Source organism: Streptomyces sp. NPDC030809 (genome assembly GCF_055572195.1).
The window spans coordinates 35,840-55,204 of the sequence record NZ_JBVIDV010000001.1; the positions used below are offsets into that span (position 1 = coordinate 35,840).

Consider the following 19,365-nt stretch of genomic DNA (forward strand, 5'->3'; position numbering starts at 1 on the left):
GGAAACGCCGGCCGGTGGGCTACGCTCGCGGTCCGTGCCGTCGTCCGGGGGAGAGCACATGACCGAGTTGGGGATCTTGTTCGGCTTGCTGGGGCTGGCCGTCGTGGTCCTGGTGGTGGCCGTGCTGAGGCGCGGGCGCCGGCGGCACGACGAGGGGCACGGCACCCTCGTCGAGCTGGAGCACACGGCCCTGGCGGCGCGCGCCCGCGCCGAGTACAACTCCGCGGCGGTGCACAACAGCCAGTTCGGCGGCCGGCAGGGCGGCTACCGGCCCTGATCCCCGCCCGCGGGCGGGCCGCCGCCGGTCCAGGCCGTGAGGCGGTCCGCCGGCCAGGTGTTGACGACCCGGTCGGCGGTCACCCCGCACTCCTCCGCGCGGGCGCAGCCGTTGATCTGCCAGGCCAGTTGGCCCGGTGCGTGCGCGTCGGTGTCGATCGCGAAGAGCACGCCGGCCTCGACGGCCTCGCGCAGCAGGCGGCGCGGCGGATCGAGGCGTTCGGGACGGCTGTTGATCTCCACGGCCGTCCCGGACGCGGCGCAGGCCGCCAAGACCTCGGCCGGGTCGAAGTCCGACTCGGGCCGTCCGCGGCCGGTGACCAGCCGGCCGGTGCAGTGGCCGAGGACGTCGGCGCGGGGGTCGGACACCGCGGCGACCATCCGCCGGGTCATCGCACGGCGCTCCATGCGGAGCTTGGAGTGCACCGACACCACCACGAGGTCCAGCCGCTCCAGGAGTTCGGGCTCCTGGTCGAGGGAGCCGTCGTCGAGGATGTCGCATTCGATGCCGGTGAGCAGCCGGAAGGGCGCCCACTGCGCGTTCAGGGCGGCCACGGCGTCCAGTTGTTCGCGCAGCCGTTCCGGGGACAGCCCGCGGGCCACCGTGAGCCGGGGCGAGTGGTCGGTCAGCACGGCCCATTCGTGGCCCAGTCCCGCCGCGGCGCGGCCCATGTCCTCGATGGTGGCCCCGCCGTCGGACCAGTCGGAGTGCAGGTGGCAGTCGCCGCGCAGGGCGGCCCGCAGCGCGGCCCCGAGGGCGCCGTTGTCGAGCGGCGCGTCCGCCTCGGCCTCCAGGGCCGCGAGGTAGTCGGGGGTCCGGCCGGCGAGGGCCTGCACGATCACCGCGGCGGTCTTGGGGCCGATGCCGGACACCGATTCGAGGGTCCCGGCCGCGGCCCGCTGCGCGGCCTCCCCTTCCGCCATGGCGGCCACCCGCTCCGCCGCGGTGCGGAAGGCCTTCGCCCGGTAGGTGGGTGCCTGGGCCCGTTCGAGCAGGAAGGCGATCCGGCTCAGGGCGGCCACGGGGTCCATGGTGCCTCCGTGAGGACGAGGGGGGGGCGGGCCGCGCGGCCCGTCAGGCGCAGGGGCGGCGGGGCGGCAGCAGCCGGTGCAGGGCCGTGCGCCAGGCCCCGCGGCCCGTGACCGGCCGGCCTTCGAGGACGGCGTGGAAGCGGCGGTAGGTCCGCAGGGACCGCAGGGCCGCGAGGTCCTCGCAGCCGGGCTGCGGGGGCATGGGGGTCCGGTGCTGTGCGGACCGGTAGGTGTCGATGAGGTACTGCTCGATCGCGCTCATGACTCCAGCCTGGACCGGTCCTCCCCGGCTCGCCCGCCGATTGACGATCGGCGTCAATCGTCCAGGTCAGCGCAGTGCCGGGCGGCCCCCCGGGGCCCGTGCCGGACCTTGCGTGGCCGAGAATGGGCGCATGAGCGTGACCATCGACATCGCCGGGCTGCCGCAGGAGCGGATCGCCTTCGCGCCCTCGCCGCTCGGCGAGCTCTGCATGGCGCTGCACGCGCTCGCGCAGCCCGCCCACCACCCCGGGCTCGCCTCCTGGGCGGCGGAGACCTCCGCCGCGCTCGACCCGTGCCTCGCGGACCGGCTGCTGGAAGCCGAGTTCATGTGGCGCAGCACCTTCTCGGACATCTTCATGCCCTTCGCGGGCGTGCCGGGCGGTACGGGCCTGCCCGGGGCGACGCTCGCCGAGGAGCTCGACGTACTGGACCGGATGGACGACGCGCGGTTCGTGACCTCGGCCCTGGAGCACTGCCAGCCCGTGCAGTACAACGGGGGCGGCGCCGCCTCGCCGCTCACGGACCCGGACGCGCGGGCCCGGGCCCTGGAGACGGCGGCCGCGCGCGGGCCGCGCGAGCGGGACTTCTCGCTGTGGCTGCTCGACGATCCGGCCGGGGTACGGGCGTGGCTGCGGCGGCTGTTCGAGGACTGCGAGGAGGCCTTCTTCGGGGCGACCTGGCGGCGGATCGCGCCGCAGCAGGCGGCCGACGCCCGGCACAAGACCCGGGTGCTGCGGCACAAGGGGCTGCCCGCGGTGCTCAAGGAGGTGTCGGCCGCGCTCGGCGTGGACGAGGCGCAGACGGTGATCACCGCCGACAAGATGGTCCACGGCGCCACCAGCGCCACCGGTCCGGAGGCCGGGCCCGGCCTGGTCTTCGTACCGACCCACTTCGGGTGGCCGCACCTGCTGGTGCTGCACGCGCCGGGGTGGATCCCGGTGGTGCACTACCCGCTGGGCGTGCCGGAGCTGACCCGCGAGCCGGGCTCGGTGGAGCAGATGCAGCGGCGGATGGAGGCGCTGGCCCATCCGATGCGGATGATGCTGTGCCGGTCCCTGGCGCGTTCGCCGTACACGACCAGCGAACTGGCCTCGGTGTACGGGATCAGCGCCCCGGAGGTGTCCCGGCACCTGACCGTGCTGCGCAAGGCGGGGCTGCTGCACACCCGGCGCCGCGGCCGGTACGTGCAGCACCAGCTGGACCTGGGCACGGTGGCCCGGATCGGCTCGGACTTCATCGAGGGCATCCTGCGCTGACCGCCCGGGGCCCGCTCAGAACGGGCCCGGGAGCCGGGTGCGGCCGGGGGTGCCGGGGACGGCGCGGAGCAGTCCGCGGCAGGCTTCGGCGACCGCCGGCAGGCCGGTGGTGCGGACGTACTCCTCCGCCGCCCGCAGCCAGTCGGCCGGGACGCCCCGGCCCGCCGGGGTCCCGGCCGGGCCGGTGCGGTCCGCGGCGCGGCCCGGTGGCACGGCGGCCTCGTACCGGGTGCGCCGGATCGCAGGCCGGGGCGGGTCGGGGCGGCCGGGGGGCCGCAGTTCGAGGATCCCGGCCCCGCGGCGCCGGGCCCGGGCCGTGAGGGCGGCGGCCGCCCCGGGGCCGGTGCGGGCGGTGAGCAGGAGCAGCACCGGCAGGCTCCCGACCTGCTCCAGCAGGCGGTCCAGGCTCACCAGCGTCCCGGGGTCGGCCTCGTGCAGGTCGTCGAGGACGAGGAGGCAGCCCCGCCCGAGGCCGGCGGCGGCGAGCAGGCCGAGGAGGGAGTCGGCGACGGCCGCGGGCGGCGGGCTGGCGCTGCCCGGGTTCAGCTGGTCGGCGAGCAGCCCGGCCATGAGGTCGTGGAGGCGGGCCGGCGGGTCCGCGGGCCCGGCCGGCGCGCTGTCGTGCTCCGGCTGCCGTGCCGCCAGCCCGGCGCGGGCCAGCGAGAGCAGGGCCTCGATCAGCGGGCGGTAGGCGATCACGGGCCCCGGCGCGCCTGCGCCGCCCCGGGCCGTGACCATGTCCGCGGCAGCCGCCGCGCCCAGGGCCCCGGTGGTGAGGCGGGTCTTGCCGGCCCCGGGCCCGCCGGTGACGAGCAGCGCGCCGCCGCGCCCGGCGCGGGCAGCGGCCAGGGCGGTCCGGATCCGGGCCGCTTCGGCCTCCCGGGCAGGAGGCTGCCCCCGGTGCACGTGCCGGCAGCCGTCGAAGTCGGGGGCGGTGCGCGGGTTCGGCTTGGTCATCTGCCACTCCTGAGTGCAGGGAGGGGGAGGCAGGCCGGGGGGCGGTGCGCCGTCGCACACCGCACCCCGGGTCGGGCGGGTGCAGGGGGCCGGCCGTGGCCCGCCCCCACGGGCCCCGGCCGGTCCCCTGCACCGCGCGGGCCGGTGCTCCGCGCACGCGTCCCCACGCGTGCACGGACCGCCGGCCGGGCGGGCCCGGTTCCCGCGGGCCCGCCTTCTCGGCACGTCCTGCGCCCGTTCCCGCCGCCCGTTCCCCAGCGGGCGGTGTGCGTCCTGCGGCAGCGCCGACCGGACACGGAACAAAGGCCTTTCCCCCCGGCGGGCCGTCCTGGCACCACCGGCTGCCGACGGTACCGCGGGGGCCCGCCGGGGTACAGCCGCCCGTTTGGGGGGGTTGTGGGCGGCGGGCCCGCGCACCGGCCGGAAACGGCCGGTGCGGAGCGGGGGTTCAGTGGCCCAGGGCCCGCTTGAGCTCGGCCTTGTCCATCTGCGAACGGCCCTTGATGTTGCGCTGCTTCGCCTCGTTGTAGAGCTGCTCCTTGGTCGGTCCCTCGGAGCCGCTGTGCGAGCGCTGTCCGCCGCGCTTGGACGAGGACATGTCCTGGGTGGAGGAGCGGCTGGCGGTCTTCGACTCGCCGGAGCGGGCCCGTTCCTTGTTCACGGTCCGGGCGGCGATCTCCTTGGCGCGCTTCTCCGACTCGCCGCGGTCGCGCGCGGATTCCTTGATGTGCTCGTACTGTCGTTCCCTCTTCGGGGAGGAGCCTCGGGGCATGGTGTTCTCCTTCCGTCGCGCCGGTACTCCGTGTCCGGCGGCTACCCGGTCCGGCCGCGGTCATGGCGGGCACGGCCGGTGGTGGTCAGGGGGGTGCAGAGGAAGCCGCTGCGCGGGCGGGTGGGGACCCGCCGGAGCGGGATCCGCAGGTCCTGGGCGGGCACCCGGAGTTCCGTACGGGCCAGCTCGGTGCTCAGGGCGGCCAGGACGCGCACGGCGATGGCCTCGCCGGGGCAGCGGTGGCCGTGGCGGGGGTCTCCGCCGCCCTGCGGGACCAGCGCGTCGCGGGCGGGCGGGCGGCCGAGGAAGCGGGCCGGCTCGAAGCGGTACGGGTCGGGCCACAGGGCGGGGTCGTGGTTCTGTCCGAAGAGGTCGAGCAGGACCAGCGTGCCCTCGGGGATCGTCCGGCCGTGCCAGTCCAGGTCGGCGGCGGCCAGCCCGGCGGTGAACGGGGCGAACGGGTAGAACCGGCGGACCTCGTGGGCGAAGGCCGTCTCGTGGGCCGGGGTGTCGGCGGCCCGGAGCTCCGCCCGCAGCTCGGGCTCCCGGTGCAGGGCGTGGGCGGCGAAGGTGACGAACCAGGTGAGGGCGACGGTGGGGCGGATGACGTTGAGCAGTTCGACGGCCGCGGTGTGCGGGTCGAGCAGCCGGCCGTCGGCGTCGCGGTGGTCGGCGATCCGCTCCAGCACGGTGGCCGCCCCTGCCGGGGCGGAGCCCGCCCCGACGGCGGTGCCGGCCCGGGACCGGCAGCGGGCCACGGTCGCGGCGAGCCGGGCCTCCTGGCGGGCGCGGGCCCGGCGGGCCCGCGCGTGCCGGGGCCCGGCGGCGGCGAAGCCATCGACCATGGCCACGCAGTCCTCGGCGGTGCCGCGGGCCAGGGGGGCGGCCAGCGGCACACCCGCCCATTCCCCGACGGCTGCGGCCAGCACCACGGCCGCCTCGTCGAACAGGACGACCGGCCCGCGCTCCGCCCACCCGGCGGCCGCCTCGCGCCAGTGCCGCAGCACCAGGGCGGTGAGCCGCTCGACCTCGTCCGCGTCCATCAGCATGCCGGTGAACAGGCCTTTGCGGACCCGGTGCGGCGGGCCGTCGAGGGTGTGCACGGCGCCCCGCCCGAAGAGGGTGTCCAGCACCGGGCCGGGCAGCGCGTCCCGTCGGCGGACGTGCTCCTCGTCGTAGAAGAAGGCCACCGCGTCGGGGCCGCTGAAGGCCACCGCGGGCCGCCCCAGCAGTCTGGTGTGCACCAGCCCGGCGGGGTCGCGGGGCTGCGAGGGCAGCCAGGCGTACCCGCGCAGCAGCAGCGGAATGGTCCGGTCGAGGAGGGTCATGCGGCGCGGGTACCCGGAGGGCGGGTGCGCATGCCGTTCCGCGCGGCGTACGTCCCCGGTGCGCATGCCGTTCCGCGCGGCGTGAGTCCCCCGTGCAGGCGGCGTGAGTCCCCCGTGCAGCGGGCAGCCGCGGGGCAGAGCACTTCCGGCGAGGCAGAGGAGAACGCCATGTCCACCGACGCGATCGTGATGCTGCGGGAGGACCACAAGCGGATCCGGAAGCTGATCCGCGCCTACCGGACGGCGCAGAACGGCGGGTCCGCACGCCCGGCCGAGGGGCCGGCGGCGGAGACCGGCCGGGGCGGGGAGATCATGGACGAGCTGCTCCACGAGCTGACCGTCCACACCTTCGTCGAGGACGAGGTCATGTACCCGCGGGTGCGGCTGCTCGCCCCCGAGACCCTGCCGATGGTGCTGGAGTTCCACGAGGAGCACCACGTGGCCGAGGTCCTGGCCCGGGAGCTGGCGGACCTGGACCCCGGTGACGAGTCGTACGGCGCCAAGGCGCGCGTGCTGACGGACGCCGTGGTGCGGCACATGGACACCGAGGAGAACGAGTGGTTCCCGCAGGTGCGCGCGGCGCTGGGCCGTACCGCCCTGCGGTCCATCGGCGCCCGGATGGCCGAGATGCGCGACCGCGCCCCGCAGCGCCCGCGCACACCGCTGCTGCACAAGCTCGCCGATGCGGTCGCCGCGTAGCGGGAGCCGGGAGCAGTGATGGGCACCGTGCACCGAGGGCGGCCGCGCGCCGCCCTGTTCGACCTCGACGGAACCCTGGTCGACACCAACTACCTGCACACGCTGACCTGGTGGCAGGCCCTGCACCAGCACGGCCACGACGTGGCCATGGCCGAGATCCACCGGACGGTGGGCATGGGCGCCGACAAGCTGCTGGACCGCCTGCTGGGGCAGGGCCGCGACCGGCGGCAGGACGAGTCCCTGGACGCCGCCCACCACGCCCTGTACGCGGCCTGGTTCGACGCGCTGCCGGTGCTGGAGGGGGCTGCGGACCTGCTGCGGGCGGTGGCCGCCCGGGGCATCCGGATCGTCCTGGCGAGTTCCGCCTCGGCCGACGAGGTGGCGGCGATCCGGCGGGCCCTGGACGCGGACGAGGTCATCGCCGATGCCACCTCCGCCGACGAGGTCGAGGCCACCAAGCCGGCACCGGACCTGGTGGAGCAGGCGCTGTCGCTCGCCGGAGCGGAGCCCGGCGAGGCCGTGTTCATCGGTGACACCGTCTGGGACGTCAAGGCGGCGCACCGCGCCGGGGTCCCCTGCATAGGGCTGCTCACCGGCGGCATCGCACGTGCCGAGCTGGAGGCGGCCGGACCGGTCACGGTCTACGAAGGCCCGCTGGAGCTGCTGCAGGGGCTCGACGCGAGCCCGCTGGCGGGACACCGGGACGGGCCGGCGGCCGGACACGGGCCGGGGGCGGCGGACGGAAGCGCCCCGCGGCCCGCCGCCGCCTCGGGCGCGTCCGGGCTCCTCGGCGCCGCGCAGCCCGCCGGAGAGGTGGTCTGCGGCACGGGACGGGCGGCGGCCGAGGCGGCCTGAGGACGCTGCGCCAGCCCACCGGAACGCCCGGGTCCGGCGATTGAACGGCCGGGACCCGGGCAGGCGCGTACGGCAACGAAAGGAGTGGCCATGCTGCTGCTCGGACTTCTCCTCCTCGCCGCCACCGGGGCCTTCGTGGGCCTGGTGATCAGCGAGAACCTCTCCGGCGGGCCGGACTACACGGTGATGCTGTTCGACGAACCGCTGGCCACCCTGAACACCCTGGGCGTGTTCGCGGCCGGCATCTGCCTGGCCCTTCTGTTCTGTGCCGGGCTGGCGCTGGTGTCCGGCGCGGCCGCGCGCCGCCGGTACCACCCGCCCGCCCGGCACCGCGCCTGGGACCGGGGGCCGGACCCCGACGCCGATGCCGACGCCGGGGTGGACGCGGACTACGCGGACCGGGCCGGACGCCGTACCACCCGCACGGGCCGGCTCCGCCACCGCTTCGGGCGGTGACCGCCTTCGGCCGGTGGCCCCGGGCCGCGGACGGCCCCGTGGACCGCGCCCCGCCCCGGCCCGGACCCGCCCCGGCCCGCCTGCGGTCTCAGCCGCCGGCGGGCCGGGGCGGGTCCGCCGGGGGGTCCAGCAGGTACACGGCGAACGCCCGGTCGATGACGGGCATCGCCACGTTGCGCACCCGGATCCCGCCGGCGGTCATGCCGCGTTCCGTCCCCATGTGGGCATGCCCGTGGACCGCGAGCTCGCAGCCGGCCTCGTCCATCGCCTCGGCGAGCAGGTAGCTGCCGAGGAAGGGGTAGATCTCCAGGGGTTCGCCGGCCAGGGTGTCCGGCACGGGCGAGAAGTGGGTGAGGGCGATCCGCGCGGAGCAGCCCTGCGCGGCCAGTTCCCGCAGCGAGCGGTTCAGCCCGTCAGCGCACCGCCGGGTGAGCCGGATGAAGTCCTTCATCTCCGGCTCACCGAACTCGGTGGCGCAGCGGCCGGCGAACCCGCCGCCGAAGCCCTTGGTCCCGGCGACCCCGAGCCGGCTGCCGTCGAGGTCCAGCCGGACCGCGTCCCCTTCGAGGACGGTGATCCCGGAGTCGGTGAGGACGCGGGTGACCCGGTCCTGGCAGTTGCTGTCGTAGTCGTGGTTGCCGAGGACGGCCACCACCGGGACGGGCAGTCCGGCGACCTCCGCGGCCACCACCCGGGCCTCCTCCTCGGTGCCGTGCCGGGTGAGGTCCCCCGCCAGCAGGAGGGTGTCGGCGTACTCGGGCAGTGCGGTGAAGGCGGGCCGCAGCCGCCCCTCGGCCCCCGGCCCGAGGTGGATGTCCCCCACCGCGGCGACCCGGATCACGGGACGGCCTCCGGCCGCTCGGGCGGATCCGCGCAGCTGACCTGCACGTCGTGGTGCCAGCTCATGCCCTCGAGCACCTCGGCGGCGATCCGCAGGACGGCGTCCAGGCTGCCGGGGTCCGGCACCCGGCCGCGCAGGACGGCGGTGCCGCCGTGCAGCTCCACCAGCAGGCCGAGCTCGCCCACGTCGTCGTGGGCGAGCCGGTCGCGCAGGCTCTCGATGCGGTATTCCACCAGGCGCGGGCCGGGGGTGCCGGGGGTGGTCATGGTGTGCGCTCCCGTGGGGCGATGACGCCGAGGCGTTCGAGGAGGTAGAAGAAGGCATCGGGCAGCGGGGCGTGCCCGTGGGCCGCGTAGAGGGCGTCCCAGTCCATGCGCTCGCGCAGGGTCCGGGCCATCGGGAGCAGGTCGCCGAAGTCGCAGTAGTGCTCGGTGAGGGCGGCCAGGCGGCTGTCCATGAGGTCGGTGGGCGACAGGACGGGCATCCGTACGGAGTCCACGGGGAGGATCTCGGCCCGGTCGAGGAGTTCGTCGCTCACCGGGCGTCCGGCCAGCTCGAAGATGAGGTCGATCTCCTCGACCCCGTCCCGGCCCTTGATGAGCCAGTCCTCCGGGGCTCGGCGCATGGTGATGCCGCCGCTCTCCAGGGCCGCGACGACGGTGTCGGCGTCCTCGCGGCGGACGCAGAAGTCGGTGTCGTGCTGGAAGCGGGCCGGGACGCCGTGCGCGAACGCGGCCACGCTGCCCGCCAGGGCGAAACGCTCGCCGGACGCCTTCAGCAGGCTCGCCACGCGTTTGGTGGTCTCCAGGATCGCCTGAGTGTGGTCGTGCGGCAGATCGTGCTCCGAGCGGCCCGCAGGCGGCCCGGCCACCTCGTGCACGGGTCTCTTCACGGATCGGCCTTCCTGTCGCCTTCGACGGATAGCGGGTGCCCCTTCGGAGGACCCGGAAACGCATCCGCCCCCGCGCCGCCCGCGCACGGCATGCGGGCGGGCCGGGCGGGCAGGCGCGGGGCGGGGGACGGGGCGTGCAGGCCCACGGGGGCATGGGGGGCCGGCGCCCTCCGGGGGCACAAGGACTGCCGTCGGCCGGTCCCCCGGGGCCGGAACCGAAAGGACCTCTCATGGAACGCATGCGACCGGGCCGCAGCGCGGGCCGGAACCCCTCGGGACGCAACCGGGCGCGGCCGGGGCGGAGGGGCGGCCGGACGGTCGTGGTCACCGGGGCCAGTGCGGGGGTCGGGCGGGCCGTGGCGCGGGCTTTCGGGGCGCGGGGGGACCGGGTGGCGCTGGTGGCGCGGGGGCGGGCGGGGCTGGATGCGGCGGCGCGCGAGGTGGCGGAGGCAGGCGGGACGGCGCTGGTGCTGACCGCGGACGTGTCCGATCCCGCGCAGGTGGAGGCCGCCGCGGATGCCGCCGAGGCGGCCTTCGGGCCGGTGGACGTGTGGGTGAACACGGCTTTCACCACCGTCTTCGCCCCCTTCGACGAGGTCCGGCCCGAGGAGTTCCGCCGGGTCACCGAGGTCGCGTACCTCGGCTACGTCAACGGCACCCGGGCCGCGCTGGCCCGGATGGTGCCGCGGGAGGCGGGCACGGTGGTGCAGGTGGGCTCGGCCCTCGCGGAACGGGCCATCCCGCTGCAGTCGGCGTACTGCGGGGCCAAGCACGCGGTGCAGGGCTTCACTTCGGCGGTGCGCACGGAACTGCTGCACCGCGGGAGCGGCGTGCGCATCACCGTCGTGCAGCTGCCCGCCGTGAACACCCCGCAGTTCACGTGGGGCCTGTCCCGGCTGCCGCGCCGCCCGCAGCCGGTGCCGCCGATCTTCCAGCCCGAGGTGGCCGCCCGTGCCGTCGTGTACGCCGCGGACCACCCCGGGCGCCGGGAGTACTGCGTGGGCGCGGCGACCCTGGCCACCGTCCTCGCCAACCGGCTGGCCCCCGGGCTGCTGGACCGCTACCTGGCACGCACCGGGTTCGCCTCCCAGCAGACCGGGGAGCCGGACCCGGGGCAGCGCCCGCACAACCTCTGGCAGCCGCTCGACGGGGAGGGCGGCCGGGACTACGGGGCGCACGGGGTCTTCGACGCGCGTTCCCACCCGCGCTCCGCGGAGGCCTGGGCGGCCCGCCACCGGCTCCTGCTGGCGGGCGGCGCGGCCGCGGCGGCCGGCGGGGCCGCGCTGGTGCGCCGTACCCGGCGACGGTGAGCGCGGGCCGCGCCGGTCAGGCGAGCAGGCGCCGGACGGCCTCCTCGGCCGCGCCGTGGGTGGCGGGCCGGTCCTCGGCGGCGCCCAGCCGCTCCAGGGCGGGCGCGATGGTCCTGCCCTCCTCGTAGAGTTCGACGACGCGCGGGTCGATGTACGAGGCCCGGCACACGGCGGGGGTGTTGCCGAGGTAGCCGCTCACCTCCTTCACGGCGCGGGTCACGGCCTTCCGGGGGGCCTCGGCCCGCCCGGAGACCGCGAGGGCGACGGCGGCGAGCACGGTCGCGTTCCAGGTGCGGAAGTCCTTGGCGGTCAGCTGCGCGCCGGAGCGTTCGCGCAGGTAGGCGTTGAGGTCCTCGGCGCGCAGCTCGTGCCAGGCCCCGCCCTCGCGGTACGCGAACAGGGCGGGGTCCGGGTCCCGGCGCCGCAGCAGCGCCCGTACGACGGCGTGGACGGCCGGGTCGGACACCCGGCAGGTGCGCCGGGTGCCGTTCTTCGCCGGGTAGGTGAAGCAGATCGTGCCGCGGGTGCAGGCGATGTGCTCGCGGCGCAGGGTGGTGAGGCCGAAGGTCTCGTTCTCGCGGGCGTAGGCCTGGGATCCGACGCGGAAGAACCCGAGGTCCAGGAGGCGGGCGGCGCATGCCAGGACCCGCGCCCGGGACAGTCCGCGGCCGTCCAGGTCGCGGGCGACGGCCCGGCGCAGCCGGGGCAGGGCGGCGGAGACCTCGCGCACGTGCGCGTGCTTGGCCTCCTCGCGCAGCTCGCGGAACCGCTCGTGGTAGAGGTACTGGCGGCGCCCGGCGGCGTCGGTGCCCATGGCCTGGATGTGCCCGTTGGGCCAGGGGCAGATCCACACGTCCCGCCAGGCGGGCGGGATCACGAGGGCGGTGAGCCGGTCGCGCTCGGGCCCGGGGGGCACCGCGCGGCCGTCCGGACCGGTGTAGCGGAAGCCGCGGCCGCACCGGATCCGCCGGTAGCCAGGGCCCGTCGGGTCGCTGGTGCGCAGCCGCCCGCGGCGGGTCATGCCGCCCGGCCGGGCGGTTCGGCCCGGCCCGGACCGGCCCCGCCCGCGGGGGTCCCGCTGCCGCGGCGGGCTTCGCGTACTCCCCCGGCTCCGGCGGCGGCCCGGCCGCGGGGTCCGCGCGCCCTGCCGCGCCCGGCGTCCGCGTGCAGCGGCGGGGTGGGCAGGCCGGCGCCCTCGCGCAGGCCGCGCAGGAAGGCGGCCAGGGCCTCGGTGGCGGTGTGCCGGGGCTGCCAGCCGAGCTCCGTGCGGGCCCGGGCGGTGTCCAGGAGCGGCAGCCGCAGGACCGCGTCGAGCAGACCCGGCTCGGCCGGCACCAGGTGCAGCCGCCAGGCCGCCGCCAGGGCGGCCCGGACCGCGGCCCGGGGCAGCCGCACGGTGGGGGCCTCCAGCAGCCGGGCGAGGGCCTCGCCGTCCACGACCGGGTCGGCGGCCAGGTTGAACGCCCCGCTGACGGGGCGCAGCACCGCGGCGGCGTAGGCGGCGGCCGCGTCGTCCGTGTGCAGGGCCTGGAACCTCAGGCCGGGCAGGTCGGGCACGGCCGGCAGCAGGCCCGGCCGGACCAGCCGCCCGGGCAGCAGCGGGCCGGCGAAGATCCGCCGCTGTTCGGAGGCGGAGGTCTCCTTGAAGAGGAAGGCCGGCCGCATCCGGACCACCCGCACACCGGGATGCGCCGCCTCGAAGGCGTCGAGGCAGCGTTCCACGTACGCCTTCTCCCGGGTGTACGCGGCGCCGGGCCAGCCGTGGGTGGGCCAGGTCTCGTCCACGGGGCGCCCGTCCTGCGGGCCGGGGGAGTACGCGCCGACCGAGGAGGCGTACACCAGGGCGGGCACCCCGGCCGCGGCGGCCGCTTCGAACACCCGCAGGGAGCCCAGCACGTTGGTGCGCCAGGTCTCCACCGGGTCGCGGGTCGGCTGGAACTTCCAGGCGAGGTGGACCACCGCGTCGGCGCCCTCGAAATGGGGCTCCAGGGCGGGGCCGCCGGGGGCGACGTCGGCGGCGGCCCAGCGGACTCCGTCGGGGCGCCAGTCCGGCACCCGGCGGGCCAGGCCCAGGATCTCGGTCACGGCGGGCTCGGCGGCCAGGTGCCGCACGAGGCTGGTCCCGGCGTTGCCGGTGGCACCGACGATGACGGCCTTCATGGGATCAGGCCGCCCGGGACTGCCCCGCGCCGCCGGAGTCGCCCTCGTCGCCCCGGTGGTCCTTGCCGCGTCCGGTGATCAGGTCGCGGACCCGGTCCACGAGGGCGACTCCGGGGCCCAGCAGCTTGTTGGCGGGCGGTTCGGAGGGCATGCCGGGGTGCGGGCGGGTGGGTGCGGTCTTCTTGGCCGTACGGACCTTGTCGCCCAGGTTTCCGAGCACGTCGGCCGAGCAGGCCCGGCGCAGGGCGGGGAAGAGGCTGGTCTCCTCCTCGCGGATGTGGGCCAGGACCTCGTCCTCGATCTCCCGCATCAGGGCGGTGAACTCGGCGCCCGAGGCGTCGAGGTCCTGGAGCTTCTTGAGGAGCTCCTCCACCTTGGTGTGGTCCTCGATCTCCTTGTCGGCGAGCGCGTCGCCGCCGGCGAGGTGCTCGCGCACGGCCGGGTAGAGGTACTCCTCCTCGGCGACCGAGTGGCGCACCAGCTCGATCGTCATCTTGTCCGCGAGGGTCCGCCGTTCGTCACCGGGCGTGGTCTGCCGGATCTGCCGGAAGAAGTCCTTGACCTCGTCGTGGTCCGCGGTGAGTTCCGCGATGACGTCTCCGCCGTGCCCCATGGCCTTGCTCCCTTGCCGCTCGTTCCGTGCCGGCCGGCCGCCCGTGGGCGTGCCCGTCCGGCCCTTCGGCTACGCGCTTGCCCGGTCCGCCCGCGGGCATGCGCGGGCGGGCCGCAGAAGATCGCCCGGTTTTGGCCGGACCTCGCCCTGGTCCGGTCCCGGCGGGGCCTCCTAGGATTCCGGGCACCCGCTCCGCACGGGCCGGCCTCCCCCGTGGCGCCCCGGCACCACACCCCTGCCCGTTCGGCTCCGTTCCCGGTCCCCGCCCGCCCGGGGGCCGACGTCGTCCGGCCGCACGTTCGCCGGCCGCACCCCTCCCCCACCCGTCGGTACGCCGGGCTCCGGCGTGCCGTCCGCCGCGATGCACGGATGGGAGAACACCCATGGCCGGTGGATTCCTGGTGAGCGGGGCGATCGGTGCCCTGCTCACCGCCGCCCTGCCCGCTCTGCCCGCCCAGCACGGCCCCTCGTCGATCGTCGACCCGCCGCCGGACCGCATCGTCATCGACGTGGCCACGGTCAACGGCTCGGGCTGTCCCCGGGGCACGGCGGCCGTCGCCGTGTCCGCGGACAACACGGCGTTCACGGTGACGTACAGCCAGTACCTCGCGCAGACCGGCGGCGGGGCACCGCCCACGGCCGCCCGCCGCAACTGCCAGCTCAGCCTGGTGGTGCACGTGCCCCAGGGGTTCACGTACGCGATCGCCAGCGCCGACTACCGCGGCTACGCCTCGCTCGCGCCCGGGGCGAGCGGCACCGAGAAGGCCTCGTACTATTTCCAGGGCTCCCCGCAGACCGCGGCCCGCTCCCACCGGTTCAACGGCCGCTACGAGGACAACTGGCAGGCCACGGACGAGACCGACTGGGCCCAGTGGGTGTGGGCGCCGTGCGGGGTGCAGCGCAACTTCAACATCAACACGGAGATCCGGGTGGACCCGGGCACGTCCGCCCCGGGGTCGGCGAGCTACATGACCATGGACTCCACGGACGGTGACATCAACACGGTCTACCACCTCGCCTGGCGCGAGTGCCCGGACCGCTGACCAGGGGCCGGGGGGGGGGGGGTTTTCCCCCCCCCCCCCCCCCCCGCCCCCCGGTCCCGATCCCGACACGATCCCACCTCCGCTCCCGGGCCCGGGCCGGGTCCGGGCTAGGCCCGGGAACGGCGGGTGCGGGCGGCCGGCTTGCGGCGCCTGGGCCGCTCGGGCTCCTCCTCTTCCTCTTCCTCGTCGTCCTCGTCCTCGTATCCGGCGTCCGCCTGGTCGTCCTCGTCCTCGTCTTCGTCCTCGTCCTCTTCCTCGTCCGGTTCCTCCGGGCCGGCCTCTTCGTCTTCCTCGTCCCCGCCGGCGCCGTCGTCGTCCTCGTCGTACTCCCCGTCCTCGTCCTCTTCGGCTTCCTCGTCCTCGTACTCCTCCGGCTGCTCCTCGGAGGACTCCTCCTCCAGCGCCTCCTCGTGGGTGCGGACGACCTCCCCGTCGCGGATCTCGCCCCGCCAGCCCTCGGGCTCCTCGTCGGAGAGGCTCACGTAGCGCAGGAAGTGCTTGAGGTCCAGGCGCATGCGGCGGCCCTGGGCGCGCCAGAGGTTGCCCGTCCTCTCGAAGAGGCCCGACGGGTAGTACTCGACGACGAGCAGCACCCGGGTGAGGGAGGGGGCGAGTTCGTGGAAGCTGACGCAGCCGCGGGTGGTCCCCTTGGGGCCCTCGGAGCTCCACACGATCCGTTCGTCGGGGACCTGCTCCTGGATGGTGGCCTTCCAACTGCGGGTGGAGGGGCCCACCTTGACCTTCCAGTCGGTCGTGGTGTCGTCGTTCTGGGAGACGCTGCGCACGCCCTTCGTGAACGAGCTGAACTTCTCGAAGCGGGTCCAGTGGTCGTATGCGGTGCGCAGCGGTACGCCGACGTCGACGGCCTCCGTGATGTGCGTGGGCTTGGAGCCGCTCTTGCGGCCCTTGCCGCCGCCGCCGAGGACGCGGCCGCCGGCCTCCTTCACCTTGTCCTTGAGACCGCCGAGCATGCTGCCCGCGGCGGCCTTGAGCGGCGAGTCGCCCTGGAGCATCCGGCCGCCGATGCCGGCGAGCGAGCCGCCGTTCTCGGCGGCGTCGTAGAGCTGGTCGGTGAGGTCGTCGAGTTTGCCGGCCGCCTTGTCGGCCAACTGGTCGGCCTGGGCGGACAGGTAGCCGGAGAGTTCGTCGAGCAGCTCCTCGAAGGCGGACCGGGTGGTGCCGCCCCCTCGGGAGCCCTTGGAGCCCGCGGAGCGGGCGCGCTGGGTGGTGGCCATGGTGCTACCTCCGTGCCGACGGCCTGCGGGCCGCCGCCTTCTTCGCGGGCGCCGCGGACTTCCGCGCCGACGCGGCCGTCTTCTTCGCCGGGGCCGCGGACTTCCGCGCCGACGCGGTCTTCTTGGCGGGTGCCGAGGACTTCCGGCCCGGGGCTGCCGTCTTCCTCGCGGGCGCCGCGGACTTCCGGGCCGGGGCTGCGGTCTTCTTCGCCGGCGCCGCGGACTTCCGCGCCGACGCGGTCTTCTTCGCCGGCGCCGCGGACTTCGGCGCGGAAGCGGTCTTTCCGGCCGATGCCGACTTCTTGGCGGACGCGGCCTGCTTCCGGGCCGGGGCGGCCGTCTTCTTCGCCGGCGCCGCGGTCTTCCGGGCCCGCGCCGGGGGCTTCCCGCCCGAGGCCGCCGTCTTCCCGGCCGGTGCGGCGGTCTTCCGAGCCGCGGCCTTCTTGGCCGGTGCGGCCCTCCCGGCCGGTGCCGCGGTCTTCTTCGCGGGGCGCTCGGCCTTCCGCGCGGGCTTCGCCGGGGCCCTGCCCCGGTCCTCCCGTTCCTCCCGGTCCGCACGCGGCTTGCGCGCCCGCCGCGGCCGACGCCCGTCCGCCTCTCCGTCCTCGGGCTCCTCTGGCTCCTCGTCCTCCGGCTCCTCGTCCTCCGCCTCTTCGCCCTCGGGCTCTTCGTCCTCCGCGCCTTCCGCCTCCTCGTCCTCGGGCTCCTCGTCCTCCCCCTCCTCAGGTTCCTCGTCTTCCGGGCCCTCGTCTTCCGGCCCCCCGGACTCGTCCCCGCGCTCGTCCTCGGGCTCCTCCTCCCAGTCCTCCTCCTGCCGCTCCTCGCGCTCCTCCCCGTCCTCGTCCTCCGGCTCGTCGGAATCGCGCCGCCCGCCCGTCCCGCGGGTGAGCTCGCGCGTCCGCTCGTGCAGGGCGTCCGCGAGGCCGGTCAGCTCGCGGTTCGCCGCCGCGGCGAGGGCCTTGCGGCCCGCCTGGAGGGCCTCGCCGCGGACCTGGTCGCCGAGCTCGGCGACCTGCGGCATCTCGCCCAGCTTGCGCAGCCCCTGGGCCGCGAGCTGCCCGGGCCGGAGCCCGAACCTGCGCCCGGCGAGATAGGTGGCCAGCGACAGGGCCATCCGGCCCTTCTTCACCCGGCCCAGCAAGTAGCCTCCCGCAAGTGCCACCGCCAGGGCGGTCCTGCTCGTGTCCTGCATCAGCCTGCCCCTTCCAGCGGCTACGGGTCGCCCGGGCCGGACCGTCGGCTGCGTGCCGGGCCGGCCGGGCGTTACCTACAGGGCTGCTCGCACCGGCGCCCGATATGCACGCATATGCCAATAAATTGCCTCGGCTGCGCATGCCCGGCCCGCGGGTGGGGAGTGGCGTAAGTCCATGGAGATCCGGCTGACGAGGGGAGCAGATGACCGCGTCAGAGCCCGCCCGCCGCCGACGCCGTCCGGAACGGGACGACGTACGCGGAGAGCCCGCCGCAGGTTCCGCACGCCGGACCGCGGCGGGACGCCGGCACGGGGTCCGCACCGCGGCCCCCGTGCTGCGGGCCGCCGTCGAGCAATTGGCGGAGCTGCTGGGCCGCAGACCCGATTCGGTGTCCTCGCTGAGGCCGACCGAGGAGGGCTGGGAGGCGGTGGTGGAGGTGGTCGAGCTGCCTCGCATCCCCGACACCACCAGTGTCATGGGCAGCTACACCGTCACCCTCGACGAGGACGGCGAACTGGTCTCCTACCAGAGGACCCGGAGGTACAGCCGGGGCATGATCGACCGGCCCGGAGGCTGACGCCGTACGGGACGGGAAGGGAAGCGCCATGACGATGGTGCCGCAGGGAGCGGGCGGGTCCCTCAGCCGCAGCGGCGGGGGCAACACCAGCAGCCTCTACGACGTCCTGGAACTCATCCTCGACCGGGGACTGGTCATCGACGCGTTCGTCCGGGTCTCCGTGGTCGGGATCGAGCTGCTGAAGATCGACGCGCGGATCGTGGTCGCCAGCGTGGACACCTACCTGCGCTTCGCGGAGGCGTGCAACCGGCTGGACCTTGAGGCGGGGCCCGGCGCCCCGGCCCAGCTGCCGGAGGTCGTCGGCAACGTGGTCGAGGGCGGCAGCAAGGGCAAGGCCAAGGGCGCCCTCGGCGGGGCGCTGGAGGCCGTCACCCAGTCGCTGACCGGCCGCCGCGACCAGGACGCGGAGGAAGACGAAGGCGGGGACGAGGACGAGCAGGGCTACGAGGACGAGGAAGAGGAGCAGGGCGGGGACGAGGAGTCCGAAGAGCCCGAAGAGGAGTACGAGGAACGACCGAGGCCGCGGCGCCGGCAGTCCGCCCGCCGGACCGCCCGCCGGGACAGGGAGTGACCCATGGCCGTCCACATCCACGCCCTCACCCTGCGGGACCATCCCTGCAACGTGGCCGGGCTGACCGGGATGGGCGCGGACCCGGCCCCCGTACGGGTCCTGCGCGCGGGCGAACTGCGCGCCGTGGTCAGCGACTGCACCGAGGACATCCGGCCCAAGCGGCGTGACGTGGCGGCCCATCAGGCGGTCCTGGACCGCCTGATGGCCGACGGGACCCCGCTCCCGGTGCGGTTCGGCTACACCGCCCCCGACGACGACGCGGTCCGCGAGGTCCTGCGCGAGGAGTCGGACACCTACCTCGGCGCCCTGATCCGCGTCAGCGGCCGCGCCGAGTACAACGTGAAGGCCTGGCGGGACCAGGACCTCCTGCTGCGCGAGATCCTGGAGGAGTCCCCCCGCGCGCGCCGCCTGAACAGGGAGATCGTCGCCGGGGCCTCGGATCCGCGGCTGGCGCTGGAGCTGGGAAGGCTGGTCGCCGCCGAGGTCGAGTTCCGGCGTACGAACGCTTCCGGGGCGCTGATCCAGGCGCTGGTGCCGATGGCCGACGAGCACGTGGTCCATCCGCCCGCCGGCGAGGACTTCCTGAACCTGTCGCTGCTCGTCCCCCGGGACCGCGGCGGCGCCTTCCTGGCCGAACACGCCCTGCTGGCCCGGGACAACGACGCCGGGATCCGCACCCGGGTGGCCGGACCCCTGCCGCCGTACAGCTTCGTGCCCTAGCCGGGCCGGGAACGTACCGAGGAGAGACCATGGGCCTGTTCAGCGCACTCGTCACCGCACCCCTGCTCCCGGTGCGGGCCGTGGTGTGGGCCGCGCAGCGGGTGGCGGAGCGGGCGGAGGCCGAGTACTACGATCCGGCCCCGGTCCTGGCGGAGCTCGTCCTGCTCGAACGGCGCCTGACCGCCGGGGAGATCGGCGAGGAGGAGTTCGACCGGCAGGAGGACGCGCTGCTGGACCGGCTGGACGCGATCGAGGAGTTCCGCCGTGGCCGCCGGTGAGGGGGCCCGCCGCCAGGGCGCCGGGAGCGGCCGGCCCGCC

Annotated in this window: 24 protein-coding genes; 11 read left to right on the forward strand and 13 right to left on the reverse strand. The window is 75.9% G+C overall.

Annotated elements, in window-relative coordinates:
• Positions 1-58 precede the first annotated feature (58 nt).
• Entirely contained in the window at positions 59-277 is a 219-nt protein-coding gene (locus ACZ407_RS00135) for a hypothetical protein (protein ID WP_468124133.1), read from the forward strand.
• Here the strand turns inward: ACZ407_RS00135 and ACZ407_RS00140 are convergent.
• Entirely contained in the window at positions 265-1,308 is a 1,044-nt protein-coding gene (locus ACZ407_RS00140) for a PHP domain-containing protein (RefSeq protein ID WP_468124135.1), read from the reverse strand. The genes ACZ407_RS00135 and ACZ407_RS00140 overlap by 13 nt on opposite strands.
• A 43-nt stretch (positions 1,309-1,351) precedes the next feature.
• On the reverse strand, positions 1,352-1,570 hold the full coding sequence (locus ACZ407_RS00145; RefSeq protein WP_468124136.1) for a hypothetical protein: 219 nt from the start codon (positions 1,568-1,570) through the stop codon (positions 1,352-1,354).
• 130 nt (positions 1,571-1,700) lie between these two features.
• Here ACZ407_RS00145 and ACZ407_RS00150 point away from each other — a divergent pair, with 130 nt between their 5' ends.
• On the forward strand, positions 1,701-2,825 hold the full coding sequence (locus ACZ407_RS00150) for a DUF5937 family protein (protein WP_468124138.1): 1,125 nt from the start codon (positions 1,701-1,703) through the stop codon (positions 2,823-2,825).
• A gap of 15 nt (positions 2,826-2,840) precedes the next feature.
• Here the strand turns inward: ACZ407_RS00150 and ACZ407_RS00155 are convergent, their stop codons facing one another.
• The 3 genes from ACZ407_RS00155 to ACZ407_RS00165 all read right to left on the reverse strand — a co-directional run bounded on the left by ACZ407_RS00155 (position 2,841) and on the right by ACZ407_RS00165 (position 5,882).
• The gene (locus ACZ407_RS00155) at positions 2,841-3,782 is read right to left on the reverse strand and encodes an AAA family ATPase (protein ID WP_468124139.1); all 942 of its coding nucleotides are present in this window, start codon (positions 3,780-3,782) and stop codon (positions 2,841-2,843) included.
• Positions 3,783-4,230: 448 nt separating this feature from the next.
• Positions 4,231-4,554 carry a plasmid stabilization protein gene (locus tag ACZ407_RS00160; protein ID WP_468124140.1) on the reverse strand — a complete coding sequence of 108 codons (324 nt, stop codon included), beginning with the start codon at positions 4,552-4,554 and terminating at the stop codon, positions 4,231-4,233.
• A gap of 41 nt (positions 4,555-4,595) precedes the next feature.
• Positions 4,596-5,882: a cytochrome P450 gene (locus ACZ407_RS00165; RefSeq protein WP_468124141.1), complete on the reverse strand. Its 1,287-nt coding sequence runs from the start codon at positions 5,880-5,882 to the stop codon at positions 4,596-4,598.
• Between the two features lie 168 nt (positions 5,883-6,050).
• Between ACZ407_RS00165 and ACZ407_RS00170 the strand changes: the two genes are divergently transcribed.
• The 3 genes from ACZ407_RS00170 (at position 6,051) to ACZ407_RS00180 (ending at position 7,892) form a co-directional block, all read left to right on the forward strand.
• Positions 6,051-6,581 carry a hemerythrin domain-containing protein gene (locus ACZ407_RS00170; RefSeq protein ID WP_468124143.1) on the forward strand — a complete coding sequence of 177 codons (531 nt, stop codon included), beginning with the start codon at positions 6,051-6,053 and terminating at the stop codon, positions 6,579-6,581.
• Between the two features lie 18 nt (positions 6,582-6,599).
• Positions 6,600-7,436: an HAD family hydrolase gene (locus ACZ407_RS00175; RefSeq protein WP_468124145.1), complete on the forward strand. Its 837-nt coding sequence runs from the start codon at positions 6,600-6,602 to the stop codon at positions 7,434-7,436.
• A gap of 90 nt (positions 7,437-7,526) precedes the next feature.
• Positions 7,527-7,892, forward strand: coding sequence for a hypothetical protein (locus tag ACZ407_RS00180; protein ID WP_468124147.1), 366 nt, complete (start codon positions 7,527-7,529; stop codon positions 7,890-7,892).
• A gap of 88 nt (positions 7,893-7,980) precedes the next feature.
• On the opposite strand, the gene ACZ407_RS00185 is transcribed toward ACZ407_RS00180, so the two are convergent.
• Genes ACZ407_RS00185 through ACZ407_RS00195 form a run of 3 tightly spaced genes read right to left on the reverse strand, consistent with a single transcriptional unit; the run spans position 7,981 to position 9,625 of the window.
• Positions 7,981-8,733 carry a metallophosphoesterase family protein gene (locus ACZ407_RS00185; protein WP_468124149.1) on the reverse strand — a complete coding sequence of 251 codons (753 nt, stop codon included), beginning with the start codon at positions 8,731-8,733 and terminating at the stop codon, positions 7,981-7,983.
• Positions 8,730-8,999: a hypothetical protein gene (locus ACZ407_RS00190; protein WP_468124150.1), complete on the reverse strand. Its 270-nt coding sequence runs from the start codon at positions 8,997-8,999 to the stop codon at positions 8,730-8,732. The genes ACZ407_RS00185 and ACZ407_RS00190 overlap by 4 nt, the downstream gene beginning before the upstream one ends.
• Entirely contained in the window at positions 8,996-9,625 is a 630-nt protein-coding gene (locus tag ACZ407_RS00195) for a nucleotidyltransferase family protein (RefSeq protein ID WP_468124152.1), read from the reverse strand. Before ACZ407_RS00195 ends, ACZ407_RS00190 begins: the two co-directional genes overlap by 4 nt.
• Positions 9,626-9,864: 239 nt before the next feature.
• Between ACZ407_RS00195 and ACZ407_RS00200 the strand changes: the two genes are divergently transcribed.
• Positions 9,865-10,935 (forward strand): SDR family oxidoreductase, encoded by a 1,071-nt coding sequence (locus ACZ407_RS00200; protein ID WP_468124893.1) that lies wholly within the window; start codon positions 9,865-9,867, stop codon positions 10,933-10,935.
• Positions 10,936-10,951: 16 nt separating this feature from the next.
• Here the strand turns inward: ACZ407_RS00200 and ACZ407_RS00205 are convergent, their stop codons facing one another.
• Genes ACZ407_RS00205 through ACZ407_RS00215 form a run of 3 tightly spaced genes read right to left on the reverse strand, consistent with a single transcriptional unit; the run spans position 10,952 to position 13,708 of the window.
• Positions 10,952-11,956 (reverse strand): DNA topoisomerase IB, encoded by a 1,005-nt coding sequence (locus ACZ407_RS00205; protein ID WP_468124154.1) that lies wholly within the window; start codon positions 11,954-11,956, stop codon positions 10,952-10,954.
• On the reverse strand, positions 11,953-13,095 hold the full coding sequence (locus ACZ407_RS00210) for an NAD-dependent epimerase/dehydratase family protein (protein WP_468124156.1): 1,143 nt from the start codon (positions 13,093-13,095) through the stop codon (positions 11,953-11,955). Before ACZ407_RS00210 ends, ACZ407_RS00205 begins: the two co-directional genes overlap by 4 nt.
• A 4-nt stretch (positions 13,096-13,099) precedes the next feature.
• Positions 13,100-13,708, reverse strand: coding sequence for a hemerythrin domain-containing protein (locus ACZ407_RS00215; RefSeq protein ID WP_468124158.1), 609 nt, complete (start codon positions 13,706-13,708; stop codon positions 13,100-13,102).
• Positions 13,709-14,091: 383 nt separating this feature from the next.
• Here ACZ407_RS00215 and ACZ407_RS00220 point away from each other — a divergent pair, with 383 nt between their 5' ends.
• Positions 14,092-14,751: a DUF4360 domain-containing protein gene (locus ACZ407_RS00220; protein ID WP_468124159.1), complete on the forward strand. Its 660-nt coding sequence runs from the start codon at positions 14,092-14,094 to the stop codon at positions 14,749-14,751.
• A gap of 107 nt (positions 14,752-14,858) precedes the next feature.
• On the opposite strand, the gene ACZ407_RS00225 is transcribed toward ACZ407_RS00220, so the two are convergent.
• Both ACZ407_RS00225 and ACZ407_RS00230 read right to left on the reverse strand, forming a co-directional pair.
• Positions 14,859-15,986 carry an SRPBCC family protein gene (locus tag ACZ407_RS00225; RefSeq protein ID WP_468124161.1) on the reverse strand — a complete coding sequence of 376 codons (1,128 nt, stop codon included), beginning with the start codon at positions 15,984-15,986 and terminating at the stop codon, positions 14,859-14,861.
• 4 nt (positions 15,987-15,990) lie between these two features.
• Positions 15,991-17,178: a histone protein gene (locus ACZ407_RS00230; RefSeq protein WP_468124162.1), complete on the reverse strand. Its 1,188-nt coding sequence runs from the start codon at positions 17,176-17,178 to the stop codon at positions 15,991-15,993.
• Between the two features lie 203 nt (positions 17,179-17,381).
• Between ACZ407_RS00230 and ACZ407_RS00235 the strand changes: the two genes are divergently transcribed.
• The 4 genes from ACZ407_RS00235 to ACZ407_RS00250 are packed head-to-tail and all read left to right on the forward strand — an operon-like array spanning position 17,382 to position 19,325.
• A complete protein-coding gene (locus ACZ407_RS00235) occupies positions 17,382-17,756 on the forward strand; it encodes a gas vesicle protein GvpO (RefSeq protein ID WP_468124163.1) in 375 nt (124 codons plus the stop codon).
• Between the two features lie 28 nt (positions 17,757-17,784).
• Entirely contained in the window at positions 17,785-18,327 is a 543-nt protein-coding gene (gvpJ, locus tag ACZ407_RS00240; protein WP_468124164.1) for a gas vesicle protein GvpJ, read from the forward strand.
• Between the two features lie 3 nt (positions 18,328-18,330).
• On the forward strand, positions 18,331-19,047 hold the full coding sequence (locus ACZ407_RS00245; RefSeq protein WP_468124166.1) for a GvpL/GvpF family gas vesicle protein: 717 nt from the start codon (positions 18,331-18,333) through the stop codon (positions 19,045-19,047).
• 29 nt (positions 19,048-19,076) lie between these two features.
• A complete protein-coding gene (locus ACZ407_RS00250) occupies positions 19,077-19,325 on the forward strand; it encodes a gas vesicle protein GvpG (RefSeq protein WP_468124167.1) in 249 nt (82 codons plus the stop codon).
• Positions 19,326-19,365 lie beyond the last annotated feature (40 nt).

What these genes read in the sequence shown, in the direction of transcription:
- ACZ407_RS00135 (WP_468124133.1), top strand. Translation starts at nt 59, where the DNA reads ATGACCGAGTTGGGGATCTTGTTCGGCTTGCTGGGGCTGGCCGTCGTG.
- ACZ407_RS00140 (WP_468124135.1), bottom strand. Translation starts at nt 1,308, where the DNA reads ATGGACCCCGTGGCCGCCCTGAGCCGGATCGCCTTCCTGCTCGAACGG.
- ACZ407_RS00145 (WP_468124136.1), bottom strand. Translation starts at nt 1,570, where the DNA reads ATGAGCGCGATCGAGCAGTACCTCATCGACACCTACCGGTCCGCACAG.
- ACZ407_RS00150 (WP_468124138.1), top strand. Translation starts at nt 1,701, where the DNA reads ATGAGCGTGACCATCGACATCGCCGGGCTGCCGCAGGAGCGGATCGCC.
- ACZ407_RS00155 (WP_468124139.1), bottom strand. Translation starts at nt 3,782, where the DNA reads ATGACCAAGCCGAACCCGCGCACCGCCCCCGACTTCGACGGCTGCCGG.
- ACZ407_RS00160 (WP_468124140.1), bottom strand. Translation starts at nt 4,554, where the DNA reads ATGCCCCGAGGCTCCTCCCCGAAGAGGGAACGACAGTACGAGCACATC.
- ACZ407_RS00165 (WP_468124141.1), bottom strand. Translation starts at nt 5,882, where the DNA reads ATGACCCTCCTCGACCGGACCATTCCGCTGCTGCTGCGCGGGTACGCC.
- ACZ407_RS00170 (WP_468124143.1), top strand. Translation starts at nt 6,051, where the DNA reads ATGTCCACCGACGCGATCGTGATGCTGCGGGAGGACCACAAGCGGATC.
- ACZ407_RS00175 (WP_468124145.1), top strand. Translation starts at nt 6,600, where the DNA reads ATGGGCACCGTGCACCGAGGGCGGCCGCGCGCCGCCCTGTTCGACCTC.
- ACZ407_RS00180 (WP_468124147.1), top strand. Translation starts at nt 7,527, where the DNA reads ATGCTGCTGCTCGGACTTCTCCTCCTCGCCGCCACCGGGGCCTTCGTG.
- ACZ407_RS00190 (WP_468124150.1), bottom strand. Translation starts at nt 8,999, where the DNA reads ATGACCACCCCCGGCACCCCCGGCCCGCGCCTGGTGGAATACCGCATC.
- ACZ407_RS00200 (WP_468124893.1), top strand. Translation starts at nt 9,865, where the DNA reads ATGCGACCGGGCCGCAGCGCGGGCCGGAACCCCTCGGGACGCAACCGG.
- ACZ407_RS00205 (WP_468124154.1), bottom strand. Translation starts at nt 11,956, where the DNA reads ATGACCCGCCGCGGGCGGCTGCGCACCAGCGACCCGACGGGCCCTGGC.
- ACZ407_RS00210 (WP_468124156.1), bottom strand. Translation starts at nt 13,095, where the DNA reads ATGAAGGCCGTCATCGTCGGTGCCACCGGCAACGCCGGGACCAGCCTC.
- ACZ407_RS00215 (WP_468124158.1), bottom strand. Translation starts at nt 13,708, where the DNA reads ATGGGGCACGGCGGAGACGTCATCGCGGAACTCACCGCGGACCACGAC.
- ACZ407_RS00220 (WP_468124159.1), top strand. Translation starts at nt 14,092, where the DNA reads ATGGCCGGTGGATTCCTGGTGAGCGGGGCGATCGGTGCCCTGCTCACC.
- ACZ407_RS00225 (WP_468124161.1), bottom strand. Translation starts at nt 15,986, where the DNA reads ATGGCCACCACCCAGCGCGCCCGCTCCGCGGGCTCCAAGGGCTCCCGA.
- ACZ407_RS00230 (WP_468124162.1), bottom strand. Translation starts at nt 17,178, where the DNA reads ATGCAGGACACGAGCAGGACCGCCCTGGCGGTGGCACTTGCGGGAGGC.
- ACZ407_RS00235 (WP_468124163.1), top strand. Translation starts at nt 17,382, where the DNA reads ATGACCGCGTCAGAGCCCGCCCGCCGCCGACGCCGTCCGGAACGGGAC.
- gvpJ (WP_468124164.1), top strand. Translation starts at nt 17,785, where the DNA reads ATGACGATGGTGCCGCAGGGAGCGGGCGGGTCCCTCAGCCGCAGCGGC.
- ACZ407_RS00245 (WP_468124166.1), top strand. Translation starts at nt 18,331, where the DNA reads ATGGCCGTCCACATCCACGCCCTCACCCTGCGGGACCATCCCTGCAAC.
- ACZ407_RS00250 (WP_468124167.1), top strand. Translation starts at nt 19,077, where the DNA reads ATGGGCCTGTTCAGCGCACTCGTCACCGCACCCCTGCTCCCGGTGCGG.